This is a genomic window from Pontiella desulfatans, assembly GCF_900890425.1.
In the GTDB taxonomy this organism is placed as follows: domain Bacteria; phylum Verrucomicrobiota; class Kiritimatiellia; order Kiritimatiellales; family Pontiellaceae; genus Pontiella; species Pontiella desulfatans.
This window is the reverse complement of record NZ_CAAHFG010000001.1, coordinates 1,823,477-1,835,590: the sequence shown is the minus strand read 5'-3', so window position 1 is coordinate 1,835,590 and position 12,114 is coordinate 1,823,477. Positions and strand designations below refer to the sequence as shown.

4 protein-coding genes are annotated in these 12,114 nt (G+C 52.0%); all 4 read right to left on the bottom strand.

What is annotated here, in order from left to right; genetic code table 11:
* Positions 1-5 precede the first annotated feature (5 nt).
* Positions 6-2,603 (bottom strand): sulfatase-like hydrolase/transferase, encoded by a 2,598-nt coding sequence (locus E9954_RS06760; RefSeq protein ID WP_168442039.1) that lies wholly within the window; start codon positions 2,601-2,603, stop codon positions 6-8.
* A gap of 68 nt (positions 2,604-2,671) precedes the next feature.
* Positions 2,672-7,492, bottom strand: a complete 4,821-nt coding sequence (locus E9954_RS06755) for a lamin tail domain-containing protein (RefSeq protein WP_246046722.1) — start codon at positions 7,490-7,492, stop codon at positions 2,672-2,674.
* Positions 7,493-7,658: 166 nt separating this feature from the next.
* Entirely contained in the window at positions 7,659-11,738 is a 4,080-nt protein-coding gene (locus E9954_RS06750; protein WP_168442037.1) for a glycosyl hydrolase 2 galactose-binding domain-containing protein, read from the bottom strand.
* A 55-nt stretch (positions 11,739-11,793) separates the two neighbouring features.
* A complete protein-coding gene (locus tag E9954_RS06745; RefSeq protein WP_168442036.1) occupies positions 11,794-12,045 on the bottom strand; it encodes a hypothetical protein in 252 nt (83 codons plus the stop codon).
* Positions 12,046-12,114: the final 69 nt, after the last annotated feature.

Here is a 12,114-nt window from a genome sequence, read left to right as displayed (position 1 = left end):
TCCCATTAAGGTTTCCGTGCATTCAGTTTTCCGGATAACTGCTGAACCACTTCTGCATATTCCGGATTCGCCGCGAGGTTGTTGTACTCCCGCGGATCTTTCTCTAAATCATACAGCTCGGCTTTATCCGCCCCGCCCCATTCGGCATAGCGCCACTGTTCATGACGGATAGCCCGGCCCAGCATGCTCGGCCGTGAAACGACTGTGTAGGCCGAATCGCGAACTGCTGCAGCTGGATCTCCAAGGATTGGAACCAGGCTGATTCCCTGCACCTGCTCCGGTGTTTCAAGACCGCAAAGCTCCGTGAGCGTGGGGTAAACATCGATCAGTTCCGCAAAACTTTCAGTCGTTACTCCGGCATCGCTTTTCCCCGGGACACGCATCACAAACGGCACGCGCGCACTCTCTTCGAAGAGCGTCACCTTGCCATACATAAAATGTTCACCGATGTGGTACCCATGATCTCCGAATACGATCACAATGGTATTATCAGCATGCCCGTTCTCTTCCAGCGCATGCAAAATCCGCCCGAACTGCGAATCCGCAAACGACACGCAGGCCAGATAGGCCTGAAGCCATTTTGCGCGTAGAACCCGATCATTCCTGCCGAACTCAGCGCCGAACCCTTTGTATTTTGCGTCGGCGGCGATCGCCGGCTTATCGTTCCAGTCATTGGAAGGAACATCCTCAAACATTAAATTTTCCAATGGATACAGATCAAAATATGCTGAAGGTGCAAAATACGGAATGTGCGGCTTGGCAATGCCGCAAGCTATGAAAAACGGTTGGCCTTCGAAGGGCTTCTCCTTGAGGTATGAAGAAATTCGCGTCGCCGTCCGCCCATCCTTGTGATCCTCATCTTTTAAATCTGTAGCGATAGCCTGAACGTATTTTTCCGGATTCACAAAATGCTCGTTCATGAACACGTTGTAGGCTTCGCGGTGTTCGTTGACCGGTCCCACTTCATCAACGAACTGCTTTTCCAGTTTTTTCTTCCAGGGATCTTCTGCATTCTGAAACCAGTCCGATGCATAGGTGGAAATACCGCGTTCAGCTACATTCTGGAAGCTGTGAAAGATCTTGCCCGCACTGGCGGTCCAGTAACCGGCTTCCTTAAAATATTCAAGCATGTTGACCGCATCGGGCTGTTCAAAGCGAATATGTTTGCTGTTATCCAGCACCCCGGAAGCCTCCGGATAAAGCCCGGTCATAAACGACGCACGGGAAGGCCCGCAAACCGGATACTGGCAATAGGCCCGGTTAAAGCGCATTCCCGAGGCAGCAAAGACATCGAGATTCGGAGTTAAGGCATTCGGATCTCCGAATGCGCCGACATAATCATTCAGATCATCAAACACCACCATCAGAATATTCGGCACTTCACCCTGTTTTAGCGGCCCGCTATCAGCCGGCAGCGCATCGAGTTTTTTCAAGGATATATTGCGTAGTCTCAGTTCCGGTTGTTTCACCATGCGGAAGCGAATGTCCGCCCCGTTTAGACGGTTGCTGAACCGCGCATCCGTAACAACAATCGTTTTGGTTTTCCAGGTCTTGGAATCCAAAAACTGAACCCCGCCCGCCCCACGCCATTGCCCCGGAACTTCCAGCGGACCGTGCAGCGGATCGGAACTGTCGATATCGAATGTAAGCTCTTCCCCTCCTTCGTCAAAATAGTCAAAGCTGAATTCGACCAAAGGAGCTCTCCCATCCGTAAACTTCACATCGGTTACATCCAGCGATAGATAAAGCGGCGCATGCTTATCTTCGACCACTGCCCGCAATTCCTGACCATTCACATACTCAACGTGGTCCTGCTTCCACAAATCGATTCCGGCCTTCAATGTAATCGATAATTTACCCCTATACTGCTTCCAGGCCTCCATAGAGGCTTTGAGGTGCTCCGCTGCCGGCGGATTAACCCGGTAGCACTGGAGATTCACATATCCGTTATAACCGATCTCTTCCAAGGTTCGGATAACGCGACCGACATCGAGCGATCCCTCACCCAGAGGTTTGATCAGATAGTCCCAGTTGGATTCGGTCTTCGGCACATCGTCTGCGCCATTGATCTGTACCAATTTGATATAAGGGGCAAATTCGCGGATCGAAGCCTCAATGGTTGAATTGTCATGCTGGCGCAGAAAATGGCAGAGATTAAAGCTCACCCCCAGGCCGGGACGTTCAGCCAACTCGATCAACCGCACACACTCTTCAATGGTGCTCGTACGGCAACCGACGTGCGGGTACAGCACAACGGGCAGCTTATATTTTTCTGATGCATCACAAACCTTGCGGATAATCGAAACGGCTTGTTCATCGGAGGCTTTGGGTTCGAGCAGCATAAGCCATACGATGGTATCCCGTCCTTCTAAGGCCTGGAACTGCTTGAGTACCTGTTCCGGAACGTCCGCGTCCGAGGGCTTGAGGGTAACATAGGTGGCCGGCACGTTCAGCCCATGCGCATCAAACGCCTTTAGCATTTCAGGAGTGCGGTTATGAGGGCGCGTGCAGATACCGGCATAACCCAATTCACTTAAGAGCTCAGCCTGGGCTTCGAAGCCGGCAACATCCTTCAACCCATTATCGTTTACGAAGAACTTCATATCTGCGCCAGCTGCTGCCGCAGTCAAAGAGAATAAGATAAGTAATCTACCAAACATGTTCATTCTCGCTAATCCTGTTTTATCCTGACGTTTATCCGATAGTATCCCGCCGAATGGGTATCGTCGCGGGCGGTGGAATAATGCCCCTCTTCCAACCGATCGGCAACCGGCACAAACGGTTCGCCGAGATGCCCGGTCCAGTCGACGGAATATATCCGGCCGGATACCATCGACCATGAAAGGTCGGCCCCATCAAATCCATCAATTCGGAAATAGGATTCTGCATCTTCCGGCAATGTGCCCGCAATAAACTCATTGGAATTCACAAAGCCGTCCCCATCCGGATCGACAGCGGGAAGAGCATTTTCTGTGGAACCGAAATAATTCGTTTCCCAGGCATCATACAGGCCGTCGGCATCGCCATCCTGTACCGATCGATCGATCATTTGCACAGCAACCAGGCGCACGTCCAATGAAAGGTCGGAGCTGGTGGCTGACTTCTGATGGAGTTCCACCGCCAATACATTCGTACCACTGATCAATGCATCCGGAGATATTTCAAATGGATAAAAGGTGCTTTCCGCTGCCCCTCCTATCGTTGTGATGGCATAGGTGAGGTAATCAACATTTCCAGCCGGCATATTGTCGCGCACGACTTCCGCACCGTTAAGATAGACCACCACGCCATCATCGCGTAACACGTCGAGTGTCAGACTCCCGATAGTTGACACATCGTCCACATGGAATTGTTTTCGAAAATAGGTCGTTGGATATTTATTGTCCTGATCAGGGCCAAAATCGACAACGGTGACGGTATCTGGATTGTTGTATCCAAGCTTGGCCGCACCAGCCGTCCATGAGGAATCATCATAGCCGGGCATCCGCCACGCTGTTCCCAGATCCTTCCCCTGGTCGTGGTATTTCCAAAGGGTTCCTGCCGGAATCAGAGTTACCGGGAATGAATACAGCGCGGTTATGGTAATGTCCTGCTCCGGCACAGTCAGGAAGGTTGAAGGATTCAGCACATCAGCCACCCCTGAAACATTTCCAATCCAGCGAATGAAGGTCTGACCCTGGGGCGATGTAACAAGCGGTACCAGCGTACCGGGCGTGTACGTGCCGCTGCCGCTTCCATCGTGCACGGACACTGAATACAACTTCGGGATATATCCTGCGCCCACCGCCTGCCAGTTGGCGACGTCGTTTGCATAGGCCAACAGATCAATGCGCCCCAGTGATTTTCCGGTTCCATCCGCCTCCAGCGGCCAGGGGGCACTGTCGTTATATTTCACCTCTTCAACAACGATGTACGGTACATAGCCTGTGCCCGTTTCCGGTTTGCCCGGTTTTTTAAGGACCAGCGTATCCGCATCATTTTCCAATTTTCCATCATAGTTCAAAATAGAAATCGATGCCGGAACTCCGAAAGCCGGCCTGAACGATTCGGGGGTGATCGTGTCACGCACCAACAGTAATGATTCTCCAGCATCAAGCTGAGTCCCCATCGGGAATTTGAAGTCGATGCCGGAGACCTTCCAAACATTGGAAGGATTGGCAGTATCGTATAAATTCACCGTTGAACCGGATGCATTCCGGAGTTTGATATATTCATGCCCCCCCACCGGCGGATGGTACATAATCTCTTCAATACCAATCGGCCCGACAGCTGGCGCGGAATTAGTTGCACCCATACTGGGCATCGCTTGTGTCGGAAAAGTGACGGAACCGTCTGACCGGACGTGGCGGCCAAAGGTAACGTCGCGCTCCTGCCCGCCGAAACTGACGTTCTCGCGATAGGCCGGTTCGCTCAGGGAACCGCCACTGCCTGAGGATAAGTAAACCGAGTCGCCGTGCTCGCTCAGGGCGAAGGCCGAACCAAAATGACTATACTCCGTAAAGACCGTATATCCGTTGGCGGGAATTATCGTACCTGCAGGTATTTCATATTTCTGTAGATTCCCCCGACTGTCGCTCAGAAACCACCCACCAATATTGATCGGGCCGTCTGTGGTGTTATGCAGTTCGATCCAGTCGTCGGGATTATCGGCGTCCTGATGCGATAACACCTCGTTAATTACGACGGTTCCGGGAACATAGGCACTTGCCGGATCAGCCTCGCCGGGAGAACCGTCAATACCGGAGGAATGCCGCCACGCCGTTTTGGCGTCCCATGAAGAGGGAGCGGATTGTGCATCCTTCAACACCAGCGAAAAGCCTTCGCCATCGGTACAGGGGTACCAATCGTCTTCATAATCGAAGATCGCCAATCTGGCCATATTGGTTGGAACATAGCCCAGTTCGACCTCCTCCGTGCTATCGCTTAAGCGCCCTTCATACTCCCCCAGAATATTCAGACTAGCCCAGTTGGCATAGCGTACTTTGAAGGCTTCAAGGTTTCGGACGACCAAACCGTAAGCTCCTGCCCCAAGAACAACATTGTTTCCATAGGTAAAGTCAAATTCCACACCGTCCAGCAACCGTACCCCGACCAGACTGCAGGCCGATGCACTGATATTCTGAATTTCAATAAATTCAAAATCCGATGCTGTAAAAGCCAGTTCCGCTGTTCCCAGCGGAGGTCGTGGATGATACATAATTTCCGTAATGGCTAACGGCGCAGGATCCACAACAAATATTGCTTCGCGCTTCGCGCTCCACGGCCACGTGCTGGGCGCATTGACAAAATTCTGCCCGTTCCAGGCACGTGCTTTCACCAGCGAGTTCTCGGTAATGGTGATCGGAGCACCATACAATGTCCCCGACGGACTTCCCCCTGCAGCTCGCGGATCAGAACCGTCCAACGTGAAATAGTTTGCATCAAGCCCCGAAATATTGAGTTGGAAACCCGACGGAACCAACCCGCCATCATGACTCAGTACTGGAGGATCAACCAACTGTTCATCGATCCACTGCCCGCGGGTCAGTACATGATTTTTAAAGACATCCACCTTATCTGACCAATTCGTGGCATTCAACACGCCCGACCAGCGGTTGTAGTTCCGTACGGCGGCGTTCGAAAGCTCGGAACGGTAACGCTCGATCCGTTCGGTCATGGCAGCCTCGCTCAACGGCCCTTCACGCATAAGCTGCCATCGATCGACCCACACCATCCAGAAGTCGGGATCATTCAATGCGAATTCGCGAAACCACAAGGGTCCACCACTATGGAAAAAATACATCGCATCGCTGGCCAGACTCCAGGTCTCCGGATCACTCGCCCGAAGATCATTATCACAGCCCATCGATCGATCAAAATCCCAGATGGGCCCCATATTCAGCAGACCGTTGCGATCCTTGTGGTAGAAAGTACTGGCCGAAAGGCCATCCGCATTATTGGCAAAAACGTTAATAATATGGTGATCCGCAAACGAAGCCTCATCGATGAATGCCCCATAATTCCCGTCAGGAATAGCGGCATCCACGGTATTGAGATGGTTTGTGAACCAGTCTTTTTGAACCGCGGTCAGCTCCGACCCTGAAGGCGACACATATTGCAGCACCCGATCTCCAGCCGTCGTTGGAAGGTTTTGTCCGGCGGCAGCAAAATTATTGGGATCATCGATGCTTTCCGCCTTGTCACGTTTCCATATATAGCCCCCCGAGACCTCCGGCTCAGCGTTATCGGCATCTGTCAACTCCGCAATATCCACCCGGTCTTTACCGACCTTAATCTTTTCCATGAACTCATAGACGCCATAGTAGTCTGACTCGGCAATACTTCCGCCGCCATAGTTGAGGAACACTTCCACAAAACGAGTACGGACTGCATAGCGCCCGGCTTCATTACTCACTTCATAAATAAACGAGTTGCGCATCATTGCCTTATCGATCGTCCAGGGCGCGGTAAGAATCCAATCAGACTCCGAGGGCATACCAAACGGTTTGATCGAACGGCTGTCTTCATCGACCGTTCCCCAGGTTTCAAGAGAAAGGTTCGGCTTACTGCCGGTATTTCGCAACGAGGACTCGCCCCTCCGGCGAATGCCTGCTCTGGTGGAAATGGAAGGTGCGTTGGTTAACGATGTAGTCCCCGCGTTTGGTTCAAAAAACAGCACCTGAGCCGGTTGACGGATTGGACTGTCCGGATGCGGAACCTCGCCCGCTCCAAAATTATCAATCACCACCAACGGAAGGTCGGAGGAGAATCCGGCGATACTCGCGTCTAAATGATAATAGGTTTCGCAGACCACGGCCCCGTCCTCCAGTCCGGATTCGAAGGTGCGGGCACGCACTTGTGTGGTTGAATTAATGGTCAGGGGTGTGTTGTAAAGGAGCGAAGATGACGTCGGGATCGACCCATCGACAGTATATCGGATATCTGCTGAAGGAGACGCTACTGAAAGGATCAGACTGAACGGATCGGTGAAGGCATGGCTCTCGACAGAAAACTGCACCACATCAGCAATGGCCTGGCCATTGGCTGAACCGGGCGTCGGCGCAGAAAAATAGGCATGTTCTCCGGTTCCCGAATCAATACCATATGAAATCTCCGCGCTTTGATCCGGATAGGTCGGAGCATACTGATAGGCAACCGTTTCTCCATCCGGTTCGATTAAAGCCAGATATTCACCACCGGCCCCCAGCTTAAAGCCGGCATGCAGCTCATTGCCGATAATGGAATCGACCGAATCATCCATAAAAATGAGGAGATATCCATCGTCGGCAAGGGATGACGTGCTTCCAGTGCTTGGAAACTGCCATTTCCGTAAGTCGGTAATATCATCGGTCAGATACCACCCGGCCAGATCCACCGCTTCGCCTGAAGCGTTATGAATTTCGACCCAGTCCGAATACTCGCCGGCAGCATTGGCAAATGTAGAATCGTTTTTCGCCATGAACTCGCTGATCTCCATGCCGGCATAAGTCGCTGCGGACAGCACCCATGACATCGCTATCAAGAAACATATTCTGGTTTTAATGCGAGTCATTATTCCACCTTCGTATTCGAGTACACTCTTAGCTTCACAGATAAGAATAACCCTTTAATCCAATTATCTCTTTACGGGCGAGTTGCATGGAGCCGCATTCACGGCTGTTTTTTTGACATCAATCATGTTAGAAATTTCCTTTCAACACATTCGCCCAGAGGCGCAGTGCAATCGGATCTGTCAGAGCAGCTTCCGCGGACATTTCAGACAGCAGCACCGGAGCTGTTCCATCCGACCGAATTTGGACCAGCGGAGTGACCCACGACTTCAGCTTATCGCTCGGGTTTTGCAGATAGCCATGCGCCCGCATCTCTTCGGCAAGCACCGTCAACGAGGGATTCTTCCAATCCACATGATAGCCGCCGAATGACGAGACGGGAACGCGCGCGACATTCGGCCCACCCATCCAGGCAAGATCACCAACCTGAATTCCGTCGAAGACCGGGGATTCCGCTACCAGCATGGTGACCACTTCTCCATCCTGTTTCCGATAGTTGGAAATGTGTTTTGGAAACAGTTCTTTTGCCTGTGCCTTGGGATGCATCCATACCACACGTCCGTTTCCTGCCGTCAAAAGAGATTTAAAATGTTCCACTTCCGAATCGGAGAGGGCTCCAACCATCAGCAGACAATCGTCGCGTTCGAGTTTGACCCCGTTCAACGTCGATATCGCATCCGGCTTGACTTCCAGGGTCTGGAAAAGTTTTCGTGCAGCATCCGATGGCTGGTAGACCAAAATCTTTCCTTTGGATGAGTTGGCAGGTTCCAGTGCCCAGCCCTTTTCGCCAATACACATTGCATAATGATTACGGCTGACTGTTTTTCCATTTGCAACAAGTTCAAAACGGAGTTGCGCATCTGCACGTCCTCCGGGAATGTTTGAAGGTGCTGTAAGTTTCAGGTCGAACTGTTTATTGGTGTAGTAGGCCACCTCAGAAGTAGCAACCGCTCCTTTGGCCATCGTTTTCCCGTCGACCACAAAACTCCACATAAGCGTTCCGTCGGGGACAGCCTGTCCGTTCTCAGCATCGTTAATGATCGAAACCGGAATGGAAAATGTTTCGCCGGCAAAGACATTCCGTCCGGTTAAACGCGCACTGACGAGCACCGGAGACATGGCCTGTCGTAAACCGTCCGTCACAACGGGATACGGTTTAATTTCATCGGCCAGCCATGGATTCCGGAACCAGGTCACCAATCCAAAAATCAGGGTTCCGGCCCAGTCCTCGCGTCGGTCTCTACGATAATATTCGGCCAGTTCTTTGGTCAGCATGGCATGCCGGGTCATGAAAATGGATGGATCCTGATGCTCGTAGGCATATTGTCCCACCCAGCTCTGCGGCGTCTGATGCGCAAACAGATAGGCACGAACCGGGTGCCCGCTGTCGCCGTTATAATATCCGGTCGACATTTCCTGCCCGATATATGGGCGGGTCGGAAGCCCAACCGGATCTTCCTTATCAAGCAGATGAAAGAAACTTTGATGATACCAGTTTATGTATTCATGGATGTCATCCACATCACCATCGTCAATCCCCAGCTCTTCCGGCGACTGATCCAACGTCCAGCTGTAATTTCGGGCATAACACGAATCGGCAACGATCGGATGGATTGGATCGATTTCACGGATCATCTTCACCGCGTTCGATACATGTTTCCAGCGGGTCAGCACGTCTTCATACTGTTCAGCAGTCCGCTTTTCCGTCGGGGTGTGACGATGGAAAATATGAAACTTCATTTCATTGTTCACCGTCCAGAGCATGAGCGAGGGATGGTTCCGATATTTTTTAATCACGCGTGCAAATTCATCCTGCCAGATGTCAATCGACTCCTGCGATGGGATCGGCCCTTTCGCATGCAGCAACCACGGCCAGGTGCCTTCATAGGAAATCAGAATACCGTTCCGATCGGCCGCTTCCATCCATGCTGCCGTTCCAGGCACGCCATGAAAACGCGTAGCGTTCAGATTATTTTCCCGCATCATTTCAAGAAAGCGGTCGGCCAGCCTGCCATCGTTCGGTGCCAGCATATTCGGACAGTGGTTGGCACCTCGCAGCGCATAGGGCTTGCCATTGAGATAAAAACGGTTGCAGCGGGTTTCGAAGGTCTTGAAACCCGAAACCACCGACATCGAGTCCGCTGATCCGTTTTCCGACTTCAGCCCGGCCGTAAAGGTGTAGAGCGAGGGATTGTCCGGCGACCACAACCGAGGATGAACCCCGGTAAACGTCAACGTGACCACTTTGCTTTCACCGGCCTTAACCTCCTCAGGCTTGCCGTCCAGCTGCACCAGCATGGAACCATCCGATTCACTGATTACCTTCAAGGATGGAACGATCGTTTCAGAAATATGCCCTTTATTTTCCAATGTAATATCGACTGCAGCACCATCGAGTTGCGGTTTAATAAACAGATCGGTTAGACGCACGGAATCGGTTATAACGAGTTTAGTCGGCTGCCAGATTCCGCGGGCATCCTGACGGGTCATTCCGTAGGGCAGTGCAGACAGCATCTTACGCGTCAGCTCAACACTGATCGCAACACCGATCACCTCATCGTCGTCCTGCGCTTCATCAAATTCCCTTTCCTGATCCACCCGAACGGCGATCACATTTGTTCCCGCTTTGAGGTGCCTGGTGATATCGAGTTTGATCTCACCGAACATACCCAGATTTTTTCCGACAAAGGTTCCATTTACATAGATGTGAGAAACCTTCGCAATGGCATCAAAACAGAGTTCGAAGCATTTTCCCTGCGGTATTTCGGGCAGTTCGATATGTTTTCGGTACCAGGCGGATTTCGTTTTTTTCCAATCAAACGTAAGGGCATCAACCCGGGCATGCCGGTATTCATAATAACTGTCGCTCGCCCCTTTATCATAGGGCATGTCAGGAAAGGTTTCCCCGAACAACCAGGCGGCATAGGGCGACCACATCGCCGGAACCGGCATGACGTGCCACCGGGAATCATCCGCATTATTATTCTGAGGAGATTCAACGTTACTGAATTCATAATCCGGAAGAAACAGCCAGTCGCCGTCCAGTGATACTTCCGAGCGCCCGTTTCCAATGGCTGGAACTTTTACTGCACGGTAAGCAACTCGCTGCTGCTTCCGCAGCGCGGCTTTTTCCGCCGACATCACCACAACGGGAGCACCTTTGGCCCACCGGGAGTCCGGCACCTGCTCCTTTGGCTCGATCACCAGCCAGTTCAGCGATGTGCCTGCCCCATCAGCGTTGCGGCTGAACTCCAGCACCAACCCATCGGCATCCACCCTAATCTGTGAACAACTGACCACAAACGTTCCGGGCTCCGTTTTTTCACAGATCGGCTTTATGGCGGCCGAGCAATCCACGTTTACCACACTCTGATGCTGGTCGCCCGAGTGCAGCGTTAGCAGGTATTCCCCCGGCTCAAGATCGAGTTTGAAGGTTGCTTCGGTCTGGTCGTGTGCGATGGTCGCCAGTGTATCCTTAAACGCATCGCCCGTTTTTTTGCGGTCGCGCGTGCCTACTGAGCCGACCCAACCGTAGCTCCGTTCTTTTGAATAGGGTTTGCCGGAATCTGCAAGCCAGCCGGCGGGCGCATCTAAACCGCCGGGCTGAAAATTTATTTTAATTGCATCCCGGGCGAAGGCCGGCTCTGTTTTTTCTGAGTCACCCGGTTTACCCGTTTTATGAACCTGAATATTTCGATATTCGGCCAGGTGATAGCCGCCGCCTATACCGACATTGCCGACTTTGAATGGCGCTTTCGCATCCTCAACCGAAATTTTCTCCATTCCGTTCAGATAGATTTTTATGGCGGCATCTTTCGCAACAACTTTAACGTGAGCCCACTCGCCTGGAGCAACCGTCTCCACCGGCTGAAGGGCCAGCATACGGTCATTCCCATCAGGTGCATAACGGGCCAGATAGAGATCGGAGTGCGGCGCTCCGCGTAATCCGATCACATACCGGTGGTTCCGGTCGAACTGCCTGAACGTGGCCCATATTCCAACCTGATCAGCACCGGCATTCTCCGGCGCACGGCCTTCAAAGGAAAATTCAACATTATGCAGGCCGTCTTCACTGACCACCAGATACGCATCATCAACTAAAACCGATGCATTCCCCCAAACCACGTTGCCCCGACCGACCTGCTTCATCTCTGAACGGTCGAGCAGACCGGGTGCCGCTCCGACCTGACACGCAATTGCTCCCGACAAACCCAACACAAAAAATATATTTAACCTAAACATCCGCTACCCGATTTATTTCTGATTACTCCGGTGACTCCGTACCTTCCGTTTCGAACACTTCAGCCCGAAAAACATGAGCGGCACAGTTTCCGTGTCGTTTCACTGCAAAATCACCCTTTGCACAGCGCCTTTTCTTTTCCTCGACTTCACCCCAATCATTTTCAACCTGAACACTCCGGTAGTGACCGCAATTTTCACAGAGCGGCAACACGGGGCTGCTCACATATTTTTGCTCCTTACGTGCCAATTTTTGCCTACTCATTCCGCGCTTCATTTCCATACCTCACGACCGAACAGAGTCCGGATTTTTCATCTAACCGCTGATTAAGATTTGTGTCACAAT

What these genes read in the sequence shown, in the direction of transcription:
- E9954_RS06760 (WP_168442039.1), bottom strand. Translation starts at nt 2,603, where the DNA reads ATGAAGTTCTTCGTAAACGATAATGGGTTGAAGGATGTTGCCGGCTTC.
- E9954_RS06755 (WP_246046722.1), bottom strand. Translation starts at nt 7,492, where the DNA reads ATGTCATGGGTGCTGTCCGCAGCGACTTATGCCGGCATGGAGATCAGC.
- E9954_RS06745 (WP_168442036.1), bottom strand. Translation starts at nt 12,045, where the DNA reads ATGAAGCGCGGAATGAGTAGGCAAAAATTGGCACGTAAGGAGCAAAAA.